Raw genomic sequence first — 23443 nt, forward strand, 5'->3', positions numbered from 1 at the left:
GCGGGCATCAGCTCGACCCAGATTCGCCAGCACGCTCGCGCCCGCGAGCAGACCTTGATGAGGAGAACCTGTCGTGGCCGTCCCGAAGCGGAAGATGTCGCGTTCCAACACCCGCTCGCGCCGCGCCCAGTGGAAGGCGACGCCGGTGCAACTGGTCGCCTGCCCCAACCGCGCGTGCCGTGAGCTCAAGCCGCAGCACGTCGCGTGCCCGGCCTGCGGCCAGTACGCCGGCCGTCAGGTTGTCGAGCCCGCCTGAGGCTGTCGGCTATGGGGGGTAAGTCACCAACAGGCCCGGCCGCTGATCCCGCACCACTGCTCGAGGCGCTCGGTGTCGATTTCGACCCCGAGCTGCTGACGCTTGCGCTGACGCACCGTTCCTACGCGTACGAGAACGGCGGCCTGCCACCCAACGAGCGACTGGAGTTCCTGGGGGACGCGGTGCTCGGCCTGGTGGTGACCGACCACCTCTACCGCAGGCATCCCGAGCTGCCCGAGGGCCAGCTCGCCAAGCTGAGGGCCAGCGTCGTCAACATGCACGCGCTGGCCGGGGTGGCACGCGGGCTCGGCGAGGGCGGACTGGGCGCTCACCTGCTGCTCGGCAAGGGTGAGGAGCTCACCGGGGGCAGGGACAAGGCGAGCATCCTCGCCGACGGCCTCGAAGCCGTGATCGGCGCGACCTATCTCGCCCACGGCATCGAGACCGCGCGCGACCTCGTGCACCGGCTGTTCGACCAGCTGCTCGCCGAGGCGCCGCTGCGCGGGGCCGGGCTCGACTGGAAGACCAGCCTGCAGGAGCTCACCGCCTCGGCCGGTCTTGGCGTGCCCGAGTACAAGGTGGAGGACACCGGTCCCGACCACCGCAAGGAGTTCAGCGCCATCGTGTTCGTCGGCGGCCGTGACCTGGGGCACGGCGAGGGCACGACGAAGAAGGAAGCCGAGCAGAAGGCCGCCGAGTCGGCCTGGCGGGCGCTGTCCGAGGAGCTGAAGCCCGGCCCGGACGCCGCGGAAGGGCCGGGTACCACCGGCGTCTGAGCCGACTACGCTGGGACGGTGCCCGAGCTTCCCGAGGTCGAGGTCGTCCGTGCCGGACTGGAACGGCATGTTGCGGGCCGGGTGATCGCCTCCGTTGACATCCTTCATCCCCGTGCCATTCGCAGGCATGTCGAGGGTCCCGCCGACTTCGCGGGCCGCCTCGGCGGCGTGAAGATCGAGGCGGCCCGGCGCCGCGGCAAGTACCTGTGGCTGGATCTCGCCGACGGCGAGGCCATGCTCGCTCATCTCGGCATGAGCGGCCAGATGCTCGTCCAGCCCGGCGAGGCGCCCGACGAGAAGCACCTGAGGGTGCGGCTCCGGTTCGCCGACGGCGGCCCCGAACTGCGGTTCGTCGACCAGCGCACCTTCGGCGGGCTCGCCCTGTCGGAGCTGGTGGAGGCCGACGGGACGCCGGTTCCCGCCACGATCGCGCACATCGCCCGCGACCCGATGGACCCGTTGTTCGACCCCGCCCGCACGGTGAGCGCGCTGCGCAGGCGCAGGACCGAGGTCAAGCGTGCGCTGCTGGATCAGACGCTGGTGTCCGGCGTCGGCAACATCTACGCCGATGAGGCCCTGTGGCGCTCGCGCCTGCACTGGGCCCGGCCCACCGACCGGCTCACGGCCCGGCAGGCCGAGGCCGTGCTCGGAGCGGCGAGCGAGGTGATGGGGGAGGCGCTGCTCGCGGGGGGCACGTCCTTCGACACGCTCTACGTCAACGTCAACGGGCAGTCCGGCTACTTCGACCGGTCGCTCAACGCCTACGGCCGGGAAGGCAGGCCGTGCGGGCGGTGCGGCACCGCCATCCGCCGGGATCCGTTCATGAACCGTTCGTCGTTCTCCTGCCCGAGCTGCCAGCCGAAGCCGAGACCCCGCCGCCGCACCCCCTGAGCGCACACAGCTCCCCAATGTGGCATTCGTGGCGTTGAACGCCACGAATGCCACATTGGGGAAGTTGAGCGCTACCAATGCCGCATTGGGGAGCTTGCGGCGGCGGGCGGGCGGCTACATCCGTGCCGCGGAGCCGCTCATCGCCAGCTTGCCGAGCAGGTCGCGTCCGGCCTCGGCGTTGCGCGGCTGGCACAGCACGTCGTAGCGGCGCGCCACGAGCTGGCTGTGCGAGACGAAGTCACGGCGCCCGCGCGTGGCGGCGTAGCCCATCGCGGCGAACGCGACACCGAACAGCACACCGGAGACAAGGCCGATCACGATCGGCAGCAGCCCGGCGCCGGGCGTGAACAGGCTGAGCAGCAGGCCGACGAACAGACCGAACCAGGCCCCCGACATGGCCCCGCTGCCGAGCACCTTGCCCCACGTCAGCCGTGCGCTCACCCGCTCCACGAGCAGTGGGTCCACGCCGACGATCGTCACGTCCTGCACGGGGAAGTCGTTGTCGGCGAGGTGATCCACGGCACGCTGCGCGTCCTCGTAGCTGTCGTAGGAACCGATCGGCCAGCCCGTGGGCATCGTCGGCAGCTGCGGCGTCCTCGGAGCCTTGGTGAACGCGGTCTGGGAAAAGGCTGTGGTCATCGTGCTCTCACCTCATGGGCGATACCTGTGTGGTTGTCACCCTGTTCAACGCCCGGCGGGGCCCGTTCTGTGCCCGCGGGGCGGTATTCACAGGCAGTTCTCAGCCGTGACCGTTGGCGGTGTGCATGTGGGGCATGCCGGTGGGCGAGCCCGCGGGCAGCCACTGTCCGAAGTGGCGCACGGAGAACAGCTCGTCGAGCACCATGTACGCCGCGCCGACGAGGCCGCCCTCCTCGCCGAGGCGGGCGCGTTCGATGCGCAGCTCCCGCGTGGACAGCGGCAGCGAGCGGCGATAGATCGTCTCGCGGATGGTGGCGAGGAACAGGTCACCCGCGCCGGAGACCTTGCCGCCGAGCAGAATGATCGAGGGGTTGTAGAAGTTCACCATCGTGGCGAGCATGGCGCCGATACGCCGGCCCGCCTCCACGAGCAGCTGGACGGAATGGTGGTCACCGGCGCGGGCGGCCGCCGTCACGTCCGCGCCGGTGATCGTCCCCTTCTCGGCCAGGGCGGCGGCCAGCGCGGGGCTGCGGCCCGACCGCGCCAGCTCCTCGCCGTCCCTGGCCAGCGCGGCACCCCCGGCCACCGCTTCCAGGCAGCCGGTCTTGCCGCAGCGGCACACCACGGTGCTGTCGTCGGACACCGCCGCGTGCCCGATGTCACCGGCGCATCCCTGGGCGCCCCGGTGCAGCCGGCCCGCGTTGCTGATGCCGGCACCGATGCCCGTGCCGATCTTGATGTAGAGCAGGTCCCCTTTGGCCAGCCCAGGCGTGCGCAACTCGCCGAGGCACAGCAGGTTCACCTCGTTGTCCACCCAGACGGGCGTGTTGTAACGGGCGGACAGCCGATCGCGGACCGGGTAGTTGTTCCAGCCCGGCATGATCGGCGGCTCGGACGGACGTGCCGTGGCGAACTCCACGGGACCGGGCAGCCCCAGCCCGACGCCCCACACGTCGGCAGGCGTCGCGCCGACCTCGGCGAGCAGGTCGTCGAGGGTCGACTCCACCTCCGAGAGCACGGGCTCCGGGCCGAGCGCGATGTCGCAGTCGCAGTGCCGCATGGTGAGCACGGTGCCCGTCAGGTCGGTCACCCCCGCGATGAAGCCCGTGGCGCCCAGTTCGGCGGTGAGGATGCGCCCGGCGTCCTTGCGGAACCGCAGCGTGCGCGCCTGCCTGCCCCCCGTGGACGGGTTGAGCTCGCCCTCCTCCAGCAGGCCCGCGTCCAGCAGGGTGGTGGTGCGCTGCGTGATGGCGGTGCGCCCCAGCCCGGTGCGGTGGCTCAGCGCAGGCCGGGTGTCGGCCTCGCCGGTGCGCACGAGGTCGAGAAGCCTGGCGTAGCTCTCCAGCAGCTCGGTGCTCGGCTCCTCCACGGAGACCCCCTTATGTGCGGTGGCCGCCATCATATACCGGAAACCGTAAAACTTCTGTACGTATCGAACATTAGCCCACTGATTGTGTGCCGAATGCGTACTCAGCGCGCACAGCGTCAACGGCTGGTGACCACATGGTGGGCCAACTCGGTGACGCCGAGGGCCAACACGGCGCCATGGACGGCCGGCACGGCCGGGGAGGGTGCTACTTGACCTGCTGGGCGGCGACCCGCCACACGGGCAGGGGCGAGGTCTCGGCCAGGCGCAGGCACACCTTGAGCACGCCGAGCGCGCCGGCCACCCACTGCGGCACCCGGTCGTGCTCCACCAGGTCCCGGAGGGTGCCGGTGCGCGGGCTCGCGGGCATGGTGTCCTGCTGCCGCCAGGATCCGTCGCCATCGCGGATGCTCAGCACCCACGAACTGGTTCCGTGCTCGCTCACCAGCCGGATCTGCGCGTCGCGCGGCATCGCCGCCACCGGGCTCGGGTTCACGCGTGCCAGTACACGTCACGACCGGTGCGCGCGACACCCGATGAGCCGTAGAAATTTCATCAAGAACTACTCAGAGTGACCGCGATCACGGCAGGCGGATGTCCGGCCGGTACAGGTCGAACCAGTGGTACAGGTCGAGCACCCGGTCCACGCGGTGGCGCACGTCGTCGGGCATGGCCGCGGCGTCCTGTTCCACGGCGCGTTCCAGCCAGGTCCGGTCCACCAGCGTGAACACCGGGCTGTCCGGCTCGGCCAGCACGTCCTTGGCCTGCTGCTGCAGCGCGGCGGCGTAGTGCGGGTCCTGCGTCGAGGGGTACGGGCTCTTCACCCGCTCCACCACCGACCGCGGCAGCACGTGCGACGTCGCGTGCCGCAGCAGGCTCTTCTCCCTGTCGTCGAAGGTCTTCAGCGCCCACGGCGCGTTGTAGACGTACTCCACCAGCCGGTGGTCGCAGAACGGCACCCGCACCTCCAGGCCGACGGCCATCGACATGCGGTCCTTGCGGTCGAGCAGCATCCGCACGAACCGCGTCAGGTGCAGGTGGCAGATCGTGCGCATCCGGCGCTCGGGCTCGCTCTCGCCGTCGAGGTGCTCGACCCGCGCGACGGCGTCGGCGTACTGGCCGGCCACGTAGCCGGGCAGGTCCAGGGTGTCCACGACGTCGGGACGCAGGTGCGCCGCGAGGTCGGTGGTGAGGCTGCTGCGGAAGGCCAGCCAGGGAAACGTCCGTGCCCGGCGCACGTCCTCGTCGTGGAACCAGCGGTAGCCGCCGAACACCTCGTCGGCCGACTCGCCGGACAGGGCGACCGTCGACTCCGCCCGGATGGCCCGGAACAGCAGGTACAGCGAGGCATCCAGGTCGCCGAGCCCGGCCGGGATGTCGCGGGCCCGGATCACCGCCCTGCGGACCTCGGGGTCGCTCAGCGCGCGCGAGTCGAGCACGACGTCCCGGTGTGCCGAGCCGACGAGCCCGGCGACGTCGCGGATGAACGGCGAGTCGGGGGTGTCGCGCAGCTCGTCGGGCCGGAAGTTCTTCTCCTGGCCGGTGAAGTCCACGGCGAACGTGCGCAGCCGTTCACCCTCCTCGCGCAGCCGTGCCGCCGCGAGCCCGGTGATGGCGCTGGAGTCCAGCCCTCCGGAGAGCAGCACACAGCGCGGCACGTCCGCCACCAGTTGCCGGTGCACGACGTCGGTGAGCAGCTCCCGCACGCGCTCGACGGTGTCGTCCTGGCCGTCGGTGTGCGGTGCGGCCCGCAGGCTCCAGTAGGTGCGCGTGCGGATGCCCGCGGAGTCGACGGTGACGACGGTGCCGGGCTCCACCTCGGCCATGCCGCGCCACAGCGCCCAGCCGGGCGCCTTGGTGAACGCCACGAGCTCGCGCAGGCCTTCGACGTCGACGACGCGCTCCGCCAGCGGGTGGGCCAGGATCGCCTTGGGCTCGGAGCCGAACAGCACGCCGTCCCGGGTCGGGTAGTAGTAGAACGGCTTGATGCCCATGCGGTCGCGGACCATCACCAGCGACTCCGTGCGCGAGTCCCAGATCGCGAACGCGTACATCCCGTTCAACCGCTCGGCCACGGCCGCACCCCACTCCAGGTAGCCGCGCAGGACCACCTCGGTGTCGCTGCCGGTGCCGAACACGTGTCCCCGGGCGCGCAGCTCGTCGCGGAGCTCGGCGAAGTTGTAGGTCTCCCCGCTGTAGACCAGCGCGACCGGACCGCCGGGTGTGCGCACGCTCATCGGCTGCGAGCCGCCGGGCAGGTCGATGATCGCGAGCCTGCGGTGGCCCAGCGCCGCGTGCTCGGCGAGCCACACCCCCTCGTCGTCCGGGCCGCGGCACGCCATCGTCGCCGTCATCTGGTCCACCGTGTGCCGTTGCCCGCGCAGGTCGGTCTCGTAGGAGACCCAGCCGGTGATGCCGCACATCCGCACAACCTCCCGAATTGCTTAGCTATAGCAACTATGCGTAATCCTGTTGTAACAAGCCGGTGCGGAGGCTGTCTGCCCGATCTGGGCGCTACGTCCAGAGCTGCTGACCACTGTGGCCGGTCTCACCGGGCGTCAAGGACCCGTCAACACTCGCCGCGCCCGCGTCAAGGAGCCGTCAGGCTCGCTCGGTTCCGGCGGCGGCCTCGCAGACGCTGAGCCGCGTGACCGACTTCCTCGTCGCCGCCCTGCTGATCGGCGGCTTCCTGCTTCTGGCGCTCGCGGTGCGCGGGCTGGAAAAGCTGTGAGCGACTTCTGGGCCGGTGCCGTCCAACTCGCACTGCTCGCCGGCGCCCTCGCCGCCGTGTACCGCCCGTTCGGCGACTACCTGGCGCGTGTGTACACCAGCGACCGGCACTGGCGCGCCGAGCGGGCGCTGTACCGGCTGCTGCGTGTCGACCCGGACTCGCAGCAGCGCTGGCCGACCTACGCCCTGTCCATACTGGCGTTCTCGTTCGTCTCCATCGCCGCTCTGTACCTGCTGCAGCGCCTGCAGCCCGTGCTGCCGCTGAACTTCGGCCGCGGCGCCGTGGAACCGGCGATGGCGTTCAACACCGCCGTCAGCTTCGTCACCAACACCAACTGGCAGTCCTACTCGCCCGAGCAGGTGCTGGGCCACACGGTGCAACTGGCCGGGCTCACGGTGCAGAACTTCCTGTCCGCCGCGGTCGGGATGGCGGTGGCGATCGTGCTGGTGCGCGGGTTCACGCTGCGCAGCGCCGAGCGGCTCGGCAACTTCTGGGTGGACCTCACCCGGGGCACGCTGCGCGTCCTGCTGCCCCTGTCGTTCGCCGCGGCGGTGCTGCTCGTCGCGCTCGGGGTGGTGCAGAGCCTGCGCTCCGGGGTCACCGTGACCGGCCCGGACGGCACGCGCAGCACGCTGGCGCTCGCACCCGCCGCCAGTCAGGAGGCCATCAAGGAACTCGGCACCAACGGCGGCGGCATCTTCAACGCCAACTCGGCGCACCCGTTCGAGAACCCCACCGTCTGGACCAACCTGGCCGAGAACTTCCTGCTGCTCGTCATCCCGGTGTCGCTGACGAGGACGTTCGGCACACTGGTGGGTGACCGGCGGCAGGGCACCGTGCTGCTGACCGTCATGGGCGTGCTGTGGAGCGCGATGCTCGCCGTCGCGTGGTGGGCCGAGACCCACCCGAACGGCCCGGCCGCCCTGCTGGCCGGCGCGAGCCTGGAGGGCAAGGAACAGCGCTTCGGCATCGGGCTCTCCGTGCTGTGGGCCACGAGCACCACCGGCACGTCCACGGGCGCGGTCAGCGCGATGCACGACAGCTTCAGCGGGCTCGGCGGCGCCGTCCCGCTGGGGAACATGCTGCTGGGCGAGGTGACGCCCGGCGGGGTCGGCGCCGGGCTCTACGGCGTCCTCGTGCTGGCGATCATCGCGATGTTCCTCGCCGGGCTCATGGTCGGCAGAACCCCGGAGTACCTGAGCAAGAAGCTCGGGCGGCGCGAGGTCACCTGCGCCGCCGTGGCATTGCTCACCATGCCCACCGTGGTGCTGCTCGGCACCGGGGCCACGATGCTGATGCCCGGTGAACTGGCGGCCGCGCTCACCAACGCCGGCCCGCACGGGCTGTCCGAAGTGCTCTACGCCTACGCCTCGGCGGGCAACAACAACGGCAGCGCGTTCGCCGGGCTCACGGCGACCAGCGACTGGTTCCAGGCCTCGCTGGCCGTGGCCATGCTCGCCGGCCGGTTCGTGCCGATCGTGGCCGTGCTGTGCCTCGCCGGATCGCTGGCCACGCAACGGAAGGTGCCCGAGACGCCCGGAACCCTGCCCACCGCGAGCCCCCTGTTCGGCTCGCTGCTCACCGGAACCATCGTGCTCGTCGCGGCGCTGACGTTCGTGCCCGCGCTCGCGCTCGGGCCCCTCGCGGAGGCACTCGCATGACGCTCGCCACCTCACCCGGCGGCACCGCGGAGGAGTCCGCCCGCCTCGCCGCGCCCCGTACCGGCCACCCCGGCGGCTTCCGCCCGCGGCACCTGCTGCGTGCCCTGCCCGCCGCGCTGCGCAAGCTCGGCCCCCGGCACCAGGCGCGCAACCCCGTGCTGTTCGTCGTGTGGGCCGGATCGGCGCTGGCCACCGGGTTCGCCGTCGCCCAGCCGAGCGCGTTCACGATCCTGGTCACCGCGTGGCTGTGGTTCACGGTGCTGTTCGCCGCGCTCGCCGAGGCCGTCGCCGAGGACAGGGGCAAGGCACAGGCCGCGTCCCTGCGCCGTGCCGCGACGCGGGTCACCGCACGGCGGCTGCGCCCCGGCGGCGGCGAGGACCGGGTGCCGGGCGTGAGCCTGCGCGTCGGCGACCACGTGGTGGTCGAGACGGGGGAGACGATCCCCGGCGACGGCGACGTCGTGGAGGGCATCGCCACGGTCGACGAGTCCGCGATCACCGGCGAGTCGGCACCCGTGATCCGGGAGTCCGGCGGTGACCGGTGTGCCGTCACCGGTGGCACCACGGTGCTCTCCGACCGCATCGTCGTGCGCATCACGAGCAGGCCGGGCGAGTCCTTCGTGGACCGCATGATCGCGCTGGTCGAAGGCGCCTCCCGGCAGCGCACCCCCAACGAGGTCGCGCTGACCATCCTGCTGTCCACGCTGACCGTCATCTTCCTGCTCGCGGTGGTGACGCTGCAGCCGATGGCCCGCTACTCCGGCGGCACGCAGCCGGTGATCGCGCTCACCGCGTTGCTGGTGTGCCTGATCCCCACCACGATCGCGGCCCTGCTGTCGGCCATCGGCATCGCGGGCATGGACCGGCTCGTGCGGCGCAACGTGCTCGCCATGTCCGGCCGCGCCGTGGAGGCCGCGGGCGACGTGTCGACCCTGCTGCTGGACAAGACGGGCACGATCACCTACGGCAACCGCAGCGCCACCGAGCTGGTGCCGGTGGGCGGTACGGACCCGGCGGTGCTGGCCGAGGCCGCGTGGCTGGCCAGCCTCGGCGACGGCACACCGGAGGGCCGCAGCATCGTCGAGCTCGTCGCGCGTGAGTACCCCCGCCTGGCCACGGCCGAGCCGGGCGGCGAGGTGGTTGCGTTCAGCGCGCAGACCAGGATGAGCGGTCTCGACACCGACGGCCGGTGGGTCCGCAAGGGTGCCGCCGACGCCGTCGCCGCGTGGGTGGCCGGGCACGGCGGCACGGTGCCCGCCGAGACCGGACGCGTCGCCGACGAGATCGGACGGCAGGGCGGCACTCCGCTCGTGGTGGCGGAACTGGCGCGCGGCGTGGCCGTGGTGCGCGGTGTCGTCCGGTTGTCCGATGTGGTCAAACCGGGTATGCGTGAACGGTTCGCGCGGCTGCGCGCCATGGGCATCCGGACCGTGATGGTCACCGGCGACAACCCGCTCACCGCGGCGGCGATCGCCGGGCAGGCCGGGGTCGACGACCACCTCGCCGAGGCGAAGCCGGAGGACAAGCTGGCGCTGATCCGCTCCGAGCAGGAGGGCGGTCGGCTCGTCGCGATGACCGGCGACGGCACCAACGACGCGCCCGCGCTGGCCGCGGCCGACGTGGGCGTGGCGATGAACACCGGCACGTCGGCGGCCAAGGAGGCGGGCAACATGGTGGACCTCGACTCCGACCCGACGAAGCTGATCGAGATCGTCGCCATCGGCAAGCAACTGCTCATCACCCGTGGCGCGCTGACGACGTTCAGCATCGCCAACGACCTCGCCAAGTACTTCGCGATCCTGCCCGCGATGTTCGCGGGGATCCACCCGCAGCTCGGCGCGCTGAACATCATGGGGCTGGCCACGCCGCAATCGGCGATCCTCTCGGCCGTGATCTTCAACGCGCTGGTCATCGTGGCGCTCATCCCACTGGCCCTGCGCGGCGTGCGGTACCGGCCGTCGTCGGCGCGGGCCCTGCTGCGGCGCAACCTGCTCGTCTACGGCGTCGGCGGCCTCGTCACGCCGTTCGCGGGCATCTGGCTCATCGACCTTCTCGTCCGGCTCGTCCCGGGGATCGGGTGACCTCCATGCTCAAGTCCTTCGCCGTCCAGTCCGCGGCCGCGGTGCGCGTGCTGCTCGTCTTCACGGTGCTGCTCGGCGTGGCCTACCCGCTGTCGGTGTGGGCGGTCTCGCGCCTGCCCGGTCTGCACCACCATGCCGAGGGCTCGATCGTCGAACACGACGGCAGGCCCGCCGGGTCGGCGCTGATCGGGGTGGACCCGGTGTTCGACGGCCCGCCCGCGCGGGACCCGTGGTTTCACACCCGGCCGTCGGCCACCGGCGGGCCGCCGGACTCGGGCGGGTCCAACGCCTCGGCGTTCAACCCGGGCCAGGTGCGGCTGGTCCGCCAGCGGCAGGAGCAGATCGCCGAGCGCGAAGGCGTGTCCCCGGCGGCGGTGCCCGCCGACGCGGTGACCGCGTCCGCCTCCGGGCTCGACCCGGACATCAGCGTCGCCTACGCGCACCTGCAGGCGGCCCGGGTGGCGCGCAACAACGGGCTGGCGACCGGCGAGGTGCGGCACCTGATCGAGCGCTGCACCTCCACCAGGGGCATCGGGGTGCCGTCGGTCAACGTGCTGCGGCTCAACCTCGCCGTGCAGGCGCGTGCACACTAAGGGCGTGGAGTCAGAGCGGGAGCCCGCGCAGGAGCCGCCGCGCCGAGGTGAGCTGCGCATCTACCTGGGCGCCGCACCCGGCGTCGGCAAGACCTACGCGATGCTCGGGGAGGCACACCGCCGCCACGAGCGCGGCACGGACGTCGTCATCGGTTTCGTGGAGACACACGGGCGCCTGCGGACGGCCGAGCTGCTGGAGGGGCTGGACGCCGTGCCGGTGCGCACGCTGGAGCACCGGGGCGCCGGGTTCGCGGAGATGGACGTCGACGCGGTGCTCGCCAGGCGGCCCGAGGTGGCCGTGGTGGACGAGCTGGCCCACACCAACGTGCCCGGCTCGCGCAACGAGAAGCGCTGGCAGGACGTCGAGGAACTGCTCGACGCCGGGATCACCGTGCTCACCACGGTGAACGTGCAGCACCTCGAGAGCCTCGGCGACGTCGTCGAGCGCATCACCGGCGTGCGCCAGCAGGAGACGGTGCCCGACGAGGTGGTGCGCAACGCCGAGCAGGTGGAGCTGGTGGACATCACGCCGGAGGCGCTGCGGCGCAGGCTCGCGCACGGCAACGTCTACCCGGCCGAGCGGATCGACGCCGCGCTGAGCAACTACTTCCGGGTCGGCAACCTGACGGCGCTGCGGGAGCTGGCGCTGCTGTGGGTGGCCGACCAGGTGGATGTCGCGTTGCAGCGCTACCGCGCCGAGCAGGAGATCACCGAGACGTGGGAAGCCCGCGAGCGGGTCGTCGTGGCCATCACCGGGGGCCCGGAGAGCGAGACCCTGATCCGCAGGGCGCGCCGCATCGCCACGCGCGCGGGTGCCGAGCTGCTGGTGCTGCACATCCTGCGCGGGGACGGACTCAGCGGGCTCGGGCCGGGCGACATCGCCTACCGCAAGGTCGCCGAGCACGTGGGCGCCACGTTCCACACCGTGGTGGGCGACGACGTGCCGACGGCGCTGCTCGACTTCGCGCGCGGCGTCAACGCGACCCAGCTGGTGCTCGGCACCTCGCGGCGGTCGCGGTTCGCGCGGCTGTTCGACGAGGGCATCGGCGCGACCGTGGTGCAGCGCTCGGGCCCCATCGACGTGCACATGGTGACCCACGACGAGGCGGGCGGCAGACTGCGGGCGCGGCTGGCGCGCAGCCCGCTCAGCTCCCTGCGGCACGCGAGCGGCTGGGTGCTGGCGTTGCTGCTGCCCGCGCTGGCCGCCACGATCGGGCAGCTGCTGAAGGCGCAGCTGGACTTCTCGACGGATGTGGTGCTGTTCTTCCTGTGCACGGTGGTGGTGGCGCTGGTCGGCGGGCTCGGCCCCGCGCTGGCGGCCGCGCTGTTGTCGGCGGGACTGCTCAACTTCTTCTTCACCGAGCCCTACTACACGCTCGCCGTGGCGTCGCCGAGGATCGTGGTGACGCTGGTGGCGATGCTCGTGGCGGCCATCCTGGTCGCGCTCGTGGTCGGGTCGGCGGCACGCAGGGCCAGCATGGCCGCCAGGGCGCGCACGGAGGCGTCGCTGCTGGCCTCGTATGCCCGCACCGTGCTCACCAGCCCGCGGCCGGTGGAGCGGCTGCTGGAGAAGGTGCGGGAGAACTTCGGGCAGGCCTCGGTGGGGCTGATGGAGAAGAAGGACGGCCAGTGGCGGCGGGTCTCCGAAGTCGGTGCCGGGTACTGCGCGCAGCCGGGGCAGGCCGATGTGGACATTCCGGTGACCGAGGACGTGCACCTGACGCTGCGCGGCCGGTCGCTGCCCGCCGAGGATCGCGGGGTCCTGGAGACCGCGGCGGGGCAGGCACTGCTCGCGTTGCGGCAGCAGCGGATGGCCGCCGCGGCCGCCGAGGCCGAGCGCAAGGCGCAGGCCACGGAGCTGCGCACGGCGTTGCTCTCCGCCGTCGGCCACGACCTGCGCACGCCGTTGACCTCGATCAAGGCGTCGATCGGCAGCCTGCGGGCCGCGGATCTGCAGCTGTCGCCACAGGACACCGACGAGCTGCTGGAAACCATCGAGGTGTCCACCGACCGGCTCGCCGGGCTGGTCGACAATCTGCTGGACTCCTCGCGCCTGGCCACGGGTGCGGTGCAGCCGCGGCTGCAACCGGTGGGCTACGACGAGGTCGTGGCGCTCGCGCTGTCCAACCTGGACGGATCGGCGTCGGTGCGCGTGGACGTCGGCGAGGACGTGCCGTGGGTGTGCGCCGACCCCGGCCTGCTGGAGCGGGTGGTGGCCAACGTCGTCGACAACGCGCTGCGGCACGGCCGCAGCGAGCAGCCGGTGGCGGTGCGGGCCAGCGCATATGGCGAGCAGGTGGAACTGCGGGTCACCGATCACGGGTCCGGGCTGCCGAAGGGCGCGGCCGACTCGGCGTTCGCTCCGTTCCAGCGGCTCGGGGACCGGGACGCCACGCCGGGGATCGGGCTCGGCCTTTCGGTCGCGAAGGGCTTCACCGAGGCGATGGGTGGCACGATCCGTGCGGAGGACACGCCGGGCGGCGGGCTGACGGTCGTGATCTCGCTGCCTGCCGAGCACGGAGGAGGCGCATGACAACGGAGTCCAGCACGGTGCTCGTCGTGGACGACGACCCGCAGATCGCGAGGGCGCTGCGCATCAACCTGTCCGCGCGTGGCTACACCGTGGTCACGGCGCACGACGGCGCGGCGGCGCTCAAGGCGGTGGCGGAGGCGAAGCCGGACGTCGTGGTGCTCGACCTCGGACTGCCCGACCTGGACGGTGTCGAGGTCATCAACGGCCTGCGCGGGTGGACGCAGGTGCCGATCATCGTGCTGTCGGCCAGGGACGGCTCCGCCGACAAGGTGCACGCGCTCGACGCCGGGGCCGACGACTACGTCACGAAGCCGTTCGGCATGGACGAGCTGCTGGCCAGGCTGCGCGCCGCCGTGCGAAGGTCGGCGGTGTCCACATCGGAGAGCGACGCCGTGGTCGAGACCGCGTCGCTGATGATCGACCTGGCCGCGAAGAAGGTGCGCCGCGAGGGCACGGAGGTGCACCTGACGAAGACCGAGTGGCGGCTGCTGGAGCTGCTGGTGCGCAACCGGGGCCGGCTGGTGACGCAGAAACAGTTGCTGCACGAGGTGTGGGGACCGTCCTACGACACGGAGTCGCACTACCTGCGCGTCTACGTGGCGCAGCTGCGCCGCAAGCTCGAAGCGGAGCCGTCCCGGCCCCGTCACCTGCTCACCGAGCCGGGAATGGGCTACCGCTTCGAACCCTAGGTGCCGCTCGGGCCGGTGGTGCCGGGATCCGAGGACGAGCCGTCAGAGGAGCCCGTTCTCGTCGTTGTTGGTGTCGCCGTCTCGGTAGTCGTGGTCGACGAGCTTGTCGAGGTCTGCGTGCTGGTGCTGTTGCCGCCGGTCGATGTGCTCGCCGGTGGGTCGCTGCGGCTGCCGGTGGACGGTGGCAGGTCGCCGCCGCCGTTGCCGGGCCTGCTCGGGTTGTGTGACGACGAGCCGCGGGCGGGCCGGGTGATGACCGTGGTGGTCGTGTTGCCGTCGGGGCCGCGGCTGACGACCGTGGTCGGCGAGGTGGACGAGGGCGGCAGTGTGCCGGTGACGGCCACGCCGTCGATCATGATGGTCGTCTCGCCGGGGATCGCCTGGCCGGGGACGAGCTGCGGCCCGCCGCCACCGGGTGCGCCGGTGCTGCCGTCGTGCTGGGCGGATGTCTGCCCGTCGGCGTCCGACGGCGAGGCGCCGCCGGTGACCTGCGCGATGGCGCCGAACGCCGTGGCGAGGACCAGTCCGCTCGCGGCGAGCGCGACGTAGCCGGTGCGGTGCAGCCTTCCGGTCGCCTCGCGAGGCGGTGCGACCTCGGCGCGGTGCTCTGACCCTTGCGACTGGGTCATGCATGACTCCTTCGGAGTTTTCGCGGACGATTAGCCCAACTGGCGGACCCCGGCCGGGACAGTACCACCACGAGGTGACGGCGGACACGCGACTCCGTGAATCAGGCTCACTGTGTGCGACCGATCGGGTGCGGCACGATGGGGACGTGGCTGACGGAGTGGAAGTGACCCGCCTCACCGCCTGGGTGCACGGCATGGTTCAGGGAGTCGGTTTCCGCTGGTGGACGCGGAGCAGGGCGCTGGAGCTCGGTCTCGTCGGCAGCGCGGCCAACCTCGCCGACGGCCGGGTCGAGGTGATCGCCGAGGGGCCGCGGGACAACTGTGAGCGGCTCCTGGAGGCCCTGCGCTCCGGGGAGTCACCCGGTCGAGTGGATCACGTAGCGGAGCGCTGGTCACCCGCTCGGGGAGGCCTCACCGGCTTCGTCGAGCGCTGACCGCCCCCAAGCCGGGAGCAAGGGAGCTTTACTCCCACAAAACGAGAGTAAATGTCCCTTGCTCCCGTTCCGGGTGGGGCGTGTGAGGCGGGTGTGACAGAGGGGGTGGGACACCGGTGGTGGTGCGGGCGCGCCCGGGCCCGGCATCCCACGGGCCCGACGGCGCCCCGGGTAGCATCATCCGACTGGAAAAGGGAGTCGTAGGGGAAGGGCAACGCGAGCGTGCACCTGAAAAGCTTGACGCTCAGAGGCTTCAAGTCCTTCGCGTCGGCGACCACCCTGCGGTTCGAACCGGGCATCACGTGTGTCGTCGGCCCGAACGGATCCGGCAAGTCGAACGTGCTCGACGCCCTGCGCTGGGTCATGGGCACCCAGGGCGCCAAGGACCTGCGCGGCGGCAAGATGGAGGACGTCATCTTCGCCGGCACCGCGGGCCGCGCGCCGCTCGGCCGCGCCGAGGTGACGCTGACCATCGACAACGCCGACGGTGCCCTGCCCATCGAGTACACCGAGGTCTCCATCACGCGCCGCATGTTCCGCGACGGCGCGAGCGAGTACGAGATCAACGGCAGCTCCTGCCGCCTGCTCGACATCCAGGAACTGCTGTCGGACTCCGGCATCGGCCGCGAGATGCACGTCATCGTCGGCCAGGGGCAGCTGTCGGAGATCCTGCAGGCCAAGCCCGAGGAACGGCGCGCCTTCATCGAGGAGGCCGCCGGTGTGCTCAAGCATCGCAAGCGCAAGGAGAAGGCGCTGCGCAAGCTCACCGCGATGCAGGGCAACCTCGACCGCCTCAATGACCTCACCGCCGAGCTGCGCCGCCAGCTCAAGCCGCTGGGCAAGCAGGCCGAGATCGCGCGCAAGGCGCAGGTGGTGCAGTCCGAGCTGCGCGACGCCAAGCTGCGCCTCTACGCCGACGACCTCGTCACACAACGCGAGGCCATCGCCAAGGAGGAGGCCGACGAGAGCGCCGCCCGCGCCCGGCGCGCCGAGGTGGAGCAGGCCGTGGAGGTGGCCACCGCGGAGGAGACGGAGCTGGAGGCCGCGCTCGCCGAGGACGCGCCGCGGCTGTCCGCCGCCCAGGACACCTGGTACAAGCTGTCGGCGCTGGCCGAGCGGCTGCGCGGCACGGTCCGGCTGGCCGTCGAGCGTCAGCGGCACCTTTCCGCCGAGGTCGAGACCGGTTCCACCGGCCGGGACCCCGAGGAACTGCTCGCCGAGGCCGAGAGCGCCGCGGAGCGGGAACAGGAGCTCAACGAGGCCGTCACCGAGGCCAGGGCGCTGCTGTCGGGCACCGTCGAGCGCCGCGAGCACCTGGAGCAGGCCGTGCAGGCCGCCGAGCGCGCGCACATGGCCGCCGTGCGCGCCATCGCCGACCGCCGGGAGGGCATCGCCAAGCTCACTGGCCAGGTCGACGCACTGCGCAGCAAGGACAACGCCACCGCCGAGGAGATCGAGCGCCTCACCACCGGCATCGAGGAGGCCGGCGCCCGCGCCGAGGCGGCCGCCGAGGAACTGGAGCAGGCTCGCGCGGAGGGTGGCGTCGAGGAGTCCGACGACGCCGGGCTGCAGGAACGGCACGACCGCGCCGTCGAGGCCAACAACGCCGCCAAGGCCCGGGTCGAGGAGCTGGTCAAGGCCGAGCGTGCCGCCGAGCGCGACATCGCCTCCGAGAAGGCCAGGGTCGACGCGCTGTCGATGGGCCTGAAACGCAAGGACGGCGCCGGTGCGCTGCTCGGTGCGGCCGACGAGCTGCCCGGGCTGCTCGGCTCCGTCGCGGCGCTGCTCACCGTCGACCCCGGCTACGAGGTGGCGCTGGCCGCCGCCCTCGGGCCCGTGGCCGACGCGGTCGCCGTCGAGGCCGGTCCCGACGCGCTCGCCGCACTGCGGTACCTGAAGGCCAACGAGTCCGGCCGTGCCGGACTCCTGCTCGGTGGCGCGCAGGCCACTGTGGACACCTCCGGCTGGCCCGCGCTGCCCCCGGGTGCCCGGTGGGCGCGCGAGGTCGTCACCGCGCCGGAGCCGCTGCGTCCCGCCGTGGAACGCGCACTCGAGCGCGTGGCGCTGGTGCCCGCCCTCGACGACGCGCGCAGCCTGGTCGCCGAGCACCCCGAGGTCACGGCCGTCACCAACGACGGCGACGTCTTCGGCAGCCACTGGGCGATGGGCGGCTCGGCGCGCGACGAGAGCGTGATCGAGGTGCAGGCCGCCGTCGACGAGGCGCAGGACCGGCTGGCCGCCGCCGAGCGGGTGCTGCAACGCACCGCCGCCGAGCTGGAGGGTGCCCGCGCCGAGCAGCAGGACCGGCGCGCGGAGGTCGCCGAGGCCAAGGAGGCGCTCAACGAGGCCAAGGTGCGCCGGGCCCGGTCCACGGAGCGGCTGTCCAGCCTGGAGCACGCCGCCCGGTCGGCGTCGTCGGAACTGGAGCGGCTCTACAACCAGCGGGCCAAGATCGAGCGCAACCGCGAGGAGGTGCTCGCCCAGCTGTCGGAGCTGGAGGAGCGGCTGGCCGCCGTGTCCGACCAGCCCGTGGACGAGGACCCCGACACCACCGAGCGGGACGAGGCCGCCGAGTCGCTGGCCGCCGTCCGGCAGGAGGAGGTGGAGGCGCGGCTGGCGCTGCGGACCGCCGAGGAGCGGGCGCGGGGCATCGCGGGCAGGGCCGACTCGCTGCGCCGTGCCGCCGAAGCGGAGCGGCAGGCCCGGGAGCGCGCCGAGAAGGCCCGGATCGCCCGGGCCAGGGGCGCCGAGATCGCGGCGGCCGTGGTGAACGGCGGCGAGATCGCGCTGGAGCGCATCGAGACGTCGCTGCAGCGGGCGGCGCAGGAACGCGACGCCGCGCAGGCGCAGCGGGAACGGCGGGAGACCGCGCTGGCCCAGGTGCGCGCCCGGGTCCGCGAGCTGACCGGCGAGCTGGAGAAGCTCACCGATGCCGTGCATCGCGACGAGGTGCAGCGCGCCGAGCAGCGGCTGCGGCTGGAGCAGCTCGAGGCGAAGATCACCGAGGAGTTCGGCATCGGCCTTGACGACCTGGTCGCCGAGTACGGGCCGGACGTGCCCGTGCCGCCGGGCGCGGGCGAGATGGCCGAGTACGAGGCCGCCAAGGAGCGCGGTGAGACGGTGATGGCGCCGCAGCCGATCCCGTACGACCGCGACACGCAGGCGCGCCGGGCCAAGCGCGCCGAGAAGGACCTGGCGCTGCTGGGCAAGGTCAACCCGCTGGCGCTGGAGGAGTTCGCCGCGCTGGAAGAGCGCTACAAGTTCCTGTCCACGCAGCTGGAGGACCTCAAGGCCACCCGCAAGGATCTGCTGACCGTCATCAAGGAGGTCGACGACAAGATCCTCGAGGTGTTCACCAGCGCCTACCACGATGTCGCGCGGGAGTTCGAGACCGTGTTCTCGGTGCTCTTCCCCGGCGGCGAGGGGCGCATGGTGCTCACCGAGCCGGAGGACATGCTGGCCACGGGCGTCGACGTGGAGGCCCGGCCGCCCGGCAAGAAGGTCAAGCGGCTGTCGCTGCTCTCCGGTGGCGAGAAGTCGCTGGTCGCGGTGGCGATGCTGGTGGCGATCTTCCGGGCGAGGCCGTCGCCGTTCTACGTCATGGACGAGGTCGAGGCGGCACTGGACGACACCAACATGCGCCGGCTCATCGGGCTGCTGGAGCAGCTGCGCGCCAACTCGCAGCTCATCATCATCACGCACCAGAAGCCGACGATGGAGATCGCCGACGCGCTCTACGGCGTGAGCATGCAGGGCGACGGCATCACCAAGGTGATCTCCCAGCGCCTGCGCACCGACGAGGGCGAGGTCACCGAACCGGAACCCGCCCCCGTCTGACCGCGCCCCCAAGCTCCCCAATGCCACATTTGTTCCACTCAACGGAGCGAATGCGGCATTCGCTCCATCCAGTGGAGCGAATGCCGCATTGGGGAGCTTCTGGCGGCGGGAATCGGTGAGGCGGTGCCGGGCGGCGGCTGGTTCTGCCAAGATGCCCGCATGAGTGACGACGGCTGGCCCTCGGGTGATCCCCGGCGGTTCTTCGACGCCCCGATCGACCCCGCTCACCTGCGCGCGAGCAGCCCGAACGTCTACCGGCGCGCCGTGTGGATCGCCCTCGGGCTCGGGGTCGGCGGCGGGCTGATCGGCCTCGGCGCGTGGGCCATCGTCGACGGCCGCTGGTGGTCGGTGCTGCTCGGTGCGCTCGCGCTGGTCGTCGGCCTCGGTCTGCTGGTGCGCGGCCTGCTGGCCGGCAACGCGAGCAAGCCCTACCGCGGCGGGCCGCTGGTCCCCGGCCTCGTCGTCGAGCAGGCGGACGCCACCGTGCAACTGCTCGTGCTCGGCGACACCTCCCGCGACCCGGCGGCCCCGCCCGCGTTCGCCTACCGCCTCGTCACCTTCGAGGCCAGGGAGGGCACCCGGTTCGTGCCCGGCCAGTGGGTTCCGTGCGTGATGCACGGCTTCGTCGCACCGCCGTGGAGCAGGCAGTGGTGGAACTTCGAGGCGTCCCCCGTCGTGTGGGCGACCGCCGATCCTGACGTGCTGGACCGCGCGAGCAACGTCATCCCGCAGGCCGAGTGGGAACAGCTGCGCGCGGGCACGGCCAGGGTGGCCGGGATCCGCCGCAGCTGGAGCAGGCTGAGCCGCATCCCGTACGAGGAGCTGCACGAGTCGCTGCGCCGCCCGCCGACCCGGCTCGGCGTGCCGGTGGAGTGGCAGGCAGACGGCAGGGCTCGCTTCGTCGGCTCGGTGTCAGGCACAGCCGGAGTCTGAGGGCTCCCATTCGGACAGCGGCGCGCAGTGCCACGTCCACGTCTCGAGCCGGGGACGGTCGGGCAGCGCGATCCGCCCGTTGGCCCACAACAGGTTCGGCCACGGCTCGCCGTCCGCGGGCGCCCAGGGAAACAGCCTGCGCAGCGTCGCCTCGGCGAGCTCCGGCGGCGGCGCGAACGGCACGCCTGCCGCGCGGGCCACGTCGTCGGTGTGCACCAGCAGCTCGTCGCACGCCATCGCCGCGAAGCCGGAGGCGTCGGCGCGCCCGCGCGGATGCCAGCCGCGCCGGTCGCCCTCCGCGGTCTGCACCAGCGCCGCGAGCAGGCGCACGCTCGCCGAGACCGTGCGCACCAGCTCGGCGGGCTCGGCGTCGTCGCGCACCGCGACGTCCGCAGTGGACAGCTCGGTGTCGCCCGCCGCGAAGTCGAAGGCGTACCACAGCAGGGTGTTCGCGATGTGGGCGACGACCTGCCGCGTCGTCCACTCCATGTCCGGTGCGCGGTCGTCCCAGCAGGACGCAGGTTGGGCGCGCAGGAACGTGGTGCAGAACTCGCCGATGTCGAGCAGCGTGCGCGCTCCGGGCTCAGGTGGTGGCTTCACGGGGGGTTTCCTCGACGGCCTTCGGGTCGGGGGTGCGGTGTCGCAGCGACAGTAGCCCGCCGACGAGCAGCGTCACCACCACGCCCAGCGGCACGTACCACGGGAAGGCCAGCGGCTCCCGCTCACCGTCGACGGTGAACTCCACGCCGAGCACGAACACCGCGGCCACGACGATGGTCGCCACGAACGCCACGATCGCGTCGGCCTCCCTGGCCCGCCTGACGAGGATGCCGAGCGCGAAGGCGCCGAGCAGCGCGCCGTAGGTGTAGCTGGCGATGCTCAGGCCCAGCTCCACCACCGGCTGGTCGGTGCTGGTGAACAGCGACGCGAACAGCACGAACACGCCCGCCCAGATCAGCGTCCACAGCTTGGCCTGCCTCAGCACGGCGGCGTCGGGCAGCGGGCGCTTGGTGAGCCGCTGGTACAGGTCGCTGATCGTCGACGTGGACAGCGAGTTCAGCGACGAGGAGATCGTGCTCATCGCGGCGGCGAGGATCCCCGCGACGAGCAGGCCGGACAGCCCGCTCGGCAGCTGCTCGACGATGAACGTCGGGAACAGCTCGTCGCTGGCGCTCATTCCCAGCCGCGCCGGGTCGGCACCCCGGTAGAAGGACCACAGCATCGCGCCGACGAACAGGAACAGCGCGAACTGCACGAACACCACGACGCCGCTGGCGATCACCGCCTTCTGGCTGTCGCGGACGTTCCGGCAGGCGAGGAGGCGCTGCACCATCAGCTGGTCGGCGCCGTGCGAGGCCATCGCGAACAGCGCGCCGCCCACCACGGCGGTGACGAACGCGTACTGGTCGGTGAGCAGGTTGGAGGAGAACTCGAACAGCTGGAACTTGCCCTCGGCCGAGGCGGAGGAGAACCAGCCGTCCGGCAGCTTGCCCGCCAGCACGAACACGGCGGCGAGCGCACCCAGGACGTAGATGCCCATCTGCACGACGTCCACCCAGATCACCGCGCGGATGCCGCCGAGATAGGTGTAGACGACCGCGACCAGCGCGATCGCGGCGACCACCACCCAGTACGGCACCTCCACCCCGAACGCGGCGAGCATCACCTTCACCGGGATCGCGGTGGCGAACAGCCGGACGCCGTCGGCGAGCAGGCGCGTCACCAGGAAGGTCACCGACGCGGTGCCCTGCATGCCGCTGCCGAACCGCGTTCCCAGGAACCCGTAGGCGCTCACCAGGTTGCCGGCGTAGTAGCGGGGGAGCAGCACGAACGCCACGACGACGCGCCCGATGAGGTAGCCGATCGCCAGTTGCAGATACGTGACGTTGCCGAGGTACGCGACGGTCGGCACGCTGATCACCGTCAGCGTCGAGGTCTCCGTGGCGACGACGGAGAACGTCACCGCCCACCACGGGATCTGCCTGCTGCCCACGAAGTAGTCGGCCGACGAGCGCTGCCTGCCCGCGAGCGCCACCCCGAGCAGCGGCGTGCCCACCAGGAAAACCGCGACGATCACGAGGTCCAGTGCGCGCATTGCTCTCTCCTACCGTGTCGGTGTGGGCTTCGCCACTCGCAGGCGGGTAATGACCGGCCGTGACGCCGGCAGTGACAGTGGGGAGTCGCCGGGTGTGATGCTGCCCAGCAGGCGCGGCCCGCGCGCCCCGGTGGCGGCGGGCACGTTGGCGCAGACGCCGTGCCAGCCCAGCCAGCCGAGCACGGCGGTGAGGTAGGCCTCCTTGGCGTCGGAGGGCAGCCCGTGCTCGTCGCTGGCGGCCAGGCGCACCCGCGCGCCGAGCGCCCGCACCAGCGCCGGGTTGCGCAGGCCGCCGCCGGAGGCGACGACGGTGCTCACGCCGTGGCGCGCGCACTCCCGCGCGACGGTCACCGCCGTGAGCTCGGTGAGCGTGGCGAGCAGGTCCGGGCCGCTCACCTGCGGGAGCCCGGCCAGCGCCTCGTGCAGGTAGGCGGCGTGGAAGTGTTCCTTGCCGGTGGACTTCGGCGGCGGCGCCGCGTAGTACGGGTCGGCGAGGAGCCGGTCGAGCAGGCCCGGGTGCACCGTGCCCTGCGCGGCGAGCGCCCCATCGACGTCGCTGTGCCACGCGCCGCCGGTGACCTCGGTGGCGGCGGCGTCGAGCAGCGCGTTGCCGGGCCCGGTGTCGTAGGCGAGCACCGCGCCACCTGCCCGCACCACGGTGAGGTTGGCGATGCCGCCGAGGTTGAGCGCCGCCACCGGCTCGCGCTCCCGCTCGGCGAGCGCGCGCAGCCACAGCGCGTCGAGCGTGCTCGCCAGCGGCGCGCCGTGGCCGCCCGCGGCGACGTCCCTGGCGCGCAGGTCGGCGATCACGGGAAGCCCGGTGCGCTCGGCGATCCACGCAGGCTGCCCCAGCTGGAGCGTGCCGCGCGCGGTCCCGCCCTCGACCCAGTGGAAGATCGTCTGGCCCAGCGAGGCGACGAGGTCGGCGTGGCCGCCGCCGAACCGGTCGATCGCGGTGACGGCGGCCTCGGCGAAGGCCTGCCCGACCCCGGTGTGGAGCCGGGTGAGCCGCTCCGCGTCGCACGCGCCCGGAGGCAGCGCCGCGAGCAGGTCGTCGCGCAGCGTGCCGGGGTAGGGCACCTCCAGGTGGCCGAGCGGCTCCAGCACGAGGTCCTCGCCGTCGGCGTGCAGCGCGGCGAGGGCGACGTCGATGCCGTCGACCGACGTGCCCGAGATCAGTCCGGCGACCCGCAGCGCCGCAGGGGAATCGGCCACGGCAGTGGTCTAGTCCAGGTCAGCGGCCGCGCGCAAGACATTCGGTGAAAGTTTGTCCAAAAATACGCAAACGACGTTGGTCAT

At 72.2% G+C, this 23443-nt stretch carries 19 protein-coding genes; 11 read left to right on the forward strand and 8 right to left on the reverse strand.

From position 1 onward, the window contains the following. The first annotated feature begins 73 nt into the window (after nt 1-73). The 3 genes from rpmF to mutM are packed head-to-tail and all read left to right on the forward strand — an operon-like array spanning nt 74 to nt 1923. Nucleotides 74-256 (forward strand): 50S ribosomal protein L32, encoded by a 183-nt coding sequence (gene rpmF / locus BAY60_RS12330; RefSeq protein WP_112281089.1) that lies wholly within the window; start codon nt 74-76, stop codon nt 254-256. Nucleotides 257-267: 11 nt separating this feature from the next. Continuing rightward, entirely contained in the window at nt 268-1032 is a 765-nt protein-coding gene (gene rnc, locus BAY60_RS12335) for a ribonuclease III (RefSeq protein WP_112281090.1), read from the forward strand. Nucleotides 1033-1050: 18 nt separating this feature from the next. Beyond that, nucleotides 1051-1923 (forward strand): bifunctional DNA-formamidopyrimidine glycosylase/DNA-(apurinic or apyrimidinic site) lyase, encoded by an 873-nt coding sequence (gene mutM / locus BAY60_RS12340; protein ID WP_112281091.1) that lies wholly within the window; start codon nt 1051-1053, stop codon nt 1921-1923. A 114-nt stretch (nt 1924-2037) separates the two neighbouring features. Here mutM and BAY60_RS12345 read toward each other — a convergent pair whose 3' ends face one another. The 4 genes from BAY60_RS12345 to asnB form a co-directional block, all read right to left on the reverse strand. Beyond that, a complete protein-coding gene (locus BAY60_RS12345; protein ID WP_112281092.1) occupies nt 2038-2562 on the reverse strand; it encodes a YflT domain-containing protein in 525 nt (174 codons plus the stop codon). 100 nt (nt 2563-2662) lie between these two features. Further along, nucleotides 2663-3931 (reverse strand): ROK family protein, encoded by a 1269-nt coding sequence (locus BAY60_RS12350; protein ID WP_112282334.1) that lies wholly within the window; start codon nt 3929-3931, stop codon nt 2663-2665. A gap of 205 nt (nt 3932-4136) precedes the next feature. Continuing rightward, nucleotides 4137-4424, reverse strand: a complete 288-nt coding sequence (locus BAY60_RS12355) for a hypothetical protein (protein WP_112281093.1) — start codon at nt 4422-4424, stop codon at nt 4137-4139. 85 nt (nt 4425-4509) lie between these two features. Continuing rightward, entirely contained in the window at nt 4510-6351 is a 1842-nt protein-coding gene (asnB, locus tag BAY60_RS12360) for an asparagine synthase (glutamine-hydrolyzing) (RefSeq protein WP_112281094.1), read from the reverse strand. 304 nt (nt 6352-6655) lie between these two features. Here asnB and kdpA point away from each other — a divergent pair, with 304 nt between their 5' ends. The 5 genes from kdpA to BAY60_RS12385 are packed head-to-tail and all read left to right on the forward strand — an operon-like array spanning nt 6656 to nt 14216. Further along, on the forward strand, nt 6656-8320 hold the full coding sequence (gene kdpA, locus BAY60_RS12365) for a potassium-transporting ATPase subunit KdpA (protein ID WP_112281095.1): 1665 nt from the start codon (nt 6656-6658) through the stop codon (nt 8318-8320). Continuing rightward, nucleotides 8317-10401: a potassium-transporting ATPase subunit KdpB gene (kdpB, locus tag BAY60_RS12370; RefSeq protein WP_112281096.1), complete on the forward strand. Its 2085-nt coding sequence runs from the start codon at nt 8317-8319 to the stop codon at nt 10399-10401. Before kdpA ends, kdpB begins: the two co-directional genes overlap by 4 nt. A gap of 5 nt (nt 10402-10406) precedes the next feature. Then, nucleotides 10407-10994: a potassium-transporting ATPase subunit C gene (locus BAY60_RS12375; RefSeq protein WP_112282335.1), complete on the forward strand. Its 588-nt coding sequence runs from the start codon at nt 10407-10409 to the stop codon at nt 10992-10994. Nucleotides 10995-10998: 4 nt separating this feature from the next. Then, complete coding sequence (locus BAY60_RS12380) at nt 10999-13527, forward strand: DUF4118 domain-containing protein (RefSeq protein WP_112281097.1); 2529 nt, start codon at nt 10999-11001, stop codon at nt 13525-13527. Continuing rightward, nucleotides 13524-14216 carry a response regulator gene (locus BAY60_RS12385; protein WP_112281098.1) on the forward strand — a complete coding sequence of 231 codons (693 nt, stop codon included), beginning with the start codon at nt 13524-13526 and terminating at the stop codon, nt 14214-14216. Before BAY60_RS12380 ends, BAY60_RS12385 begins: the two co-directional genes overlap by 4 nt. On the opposite strand, the gene BAY60_RS12390 is transcribed toward BAY60_RS12385, so the two are convergent. Next, nucleotides 14213-14845, reverse strand: coding sequence for a hypothetical protein (locus BAY60_RS12390; RefSeq protein WP_112281099.1), 633 nt, complete (start codon nt 14843-14845; stop codon nt 14213-14215). The two genes, BAY60_RS12385 and BAY60_RS12390, sit on opposite strands and share 4 nt — an antisense overlap. A 146-nt stretch (nt 14846-14991) precedes the next feature. Here BAY60_RS12390 and BAY60_RS37850 point away from each other — a divergent pair, with 146 nt between their 5' ends. From BAY60_RS37850 to BAY60_RS12405, 3 genes are all read left to right on the forward strand, one after another. Continuing rightward, nucleotides 14992-15279 carry an acylphosphatase gene (locus BAY60_RS37850; RefSeq protein ID WP_281272716.1) on the forward strand — a complete coding sequence of 96 codons (288 nt, stop codon included), beginning with the start codon at nt 14992-14994 and terminating at the stop codon, nt 15277-15279. Nucleotides 15280-15501: 222 nt separating this feature from the next. Beyond that, nucleotides 15502-19116, forward strand: coding sequence for a chromosome segregation protein SMC (smc, locus tag BAY60_RS12400; RefSeq protein ID WP_112281101.1), 3615 nt, complete (start codon nt 15502-15504; stop codon nt 19114-19116). Nucleotides 19117-19275: 159 nt separating this feature from the next. Next, on the forward strand, nt 19276-20049 hold the full coding sequence (locus tag BAY60_RS12405; protein WP_112281102.1) for a DUF3239 domain-containing protein: 774 nt from the start codon (nt 19276-19278) through the stop codon (nt 20047-20049). Here the strand turns inward: BAY60_RS12405 and BAY60_RS12410 are convergent. The 3 genes from BAY60_RS12410 to BAY60_RS12420 are packed head-to-tail and all read right to left on the reverse strand — an operon-like array spanning nt 20029 to nt 23359. Then, nucleotides 20029-20649, reverse strand: a complete 621-nt coding sequence (locus tag BAY60_RS12410; RefSeq protein ID WP_245992462.1) for a maleylpyruvate isomerase family mycothiol-dependent enzyme — start codon at nt 20647-20649, stop codon at nt 20029-20031. The two genes, BAY60_RS12405 and BAY60_RS12410, sit on opposite strands and share 21 nt — an antisense overlap. Then, entirely contained in the window at nt 20633-22144 is a 1512-nt protein-coding gene (locus tag BAY60_RS12415) for a sodium:solute symporter (protein ID WP_112281103.1), read from the reverse strand. The genes BAY60_RS12410 and BAY60_RS12415 overlap by 17 nt, the downstream gene beginning before the upstream one ends. 9 nt (nt 22145-22153) lie before the next feature. After that, nucleotides 22154-23359 (reverse strand): anhydro-N-acetylmuramic acid kinase, encoded by a 1206-nt coding sequence (locus tag BAY60_RS12420; RefSeq protein ID WP_112281104.1) that lies wholly within the window; start codon nt 23357-23359, stop codon nt 22154-22156. Nucleotides 23360-23443: the final 84 nt, after the last annotated feature.

Origin of the sequence: Prauserella muralis, from assembly GCF_003202285.1 — a bacterium.
GTDB classification, from domain to species: Bacteria; Actinomycetota; Actinomycetes; order Mycobacteriales; family Pseudonocardiaceae; genus Prauserella_B; species Prauserella_B muralis.

What these genes read in the sequence shown, in the direction of transcription:
- BAY60_RS12385 (WP_112281098.1), top strand. Translation starts at nt 13,524, where the DNA reads ATGACAACGGAGTCCAGCACGGTGCTCGTCGTGGACGACGACCCGCAG.
- BAY60_RS12405 (WP_112281102.1), top strand. Translation starts at nt 19,276, where the DNA reads ATGAGTGACGACGGCTGGCCCTCGGGTGATCCCCGGCGGTTCTTCGAC.
- BAY60_RS12415 (WP_112281103.1), bottom strand. Translation starts at nt 22,144, where the DNA reads ATGCGCGCACTGGACCTCGTGATCGTCGCGGTTTTCCTGGTGGGCACG.
- BAY60_RS12375 (WP_112282335.1), top strand. Translation starts at nt 10,407, where the DNA reads ATGCTCAAGTCCTTCGCCGTCCAGTCCGCGGCCGCGGTGCGCGTGCTG.
- BAY60_RS12390 (WP_112281099.1), bottom strand. Translation starts at nt 14,845, where the DNA reads ATGACCCAGTCGCAAGGGTCAGAGCACCGCGCCGAGGTCGCACCGCCT.
- kdpB (WP_112281096.1), top strand. Translation starts at nt 8,317, where the DNA reads ATGACGCTCGCCACCTCACCCGGCGGCACCGCGGAGGAGTCCGCCCGC.
- asnB (WP_112281094.1), bottom strand. Translation starts at nt 6,351, where the DNA reads ATGTGCGGCATCACCGGCTGGGTCTCCTACGAGACCGACCTGCGCGGG.
- rnc (WP_112281090.1), top strand. Translation starts at nt 268, where the DNA reads ATGGGGGGTAAGTCACCAACAGGCCCGGCCGCTGATCCCGCACCACTG.
- BAY60_RS12345 (WP_112281092.1), bottom strand. Translation starts at nt 2,562, where the DNA reads ATGACCACAGCCTTTTCCCAGACCGCGTTCACCAAGGCTCCGAGGACG.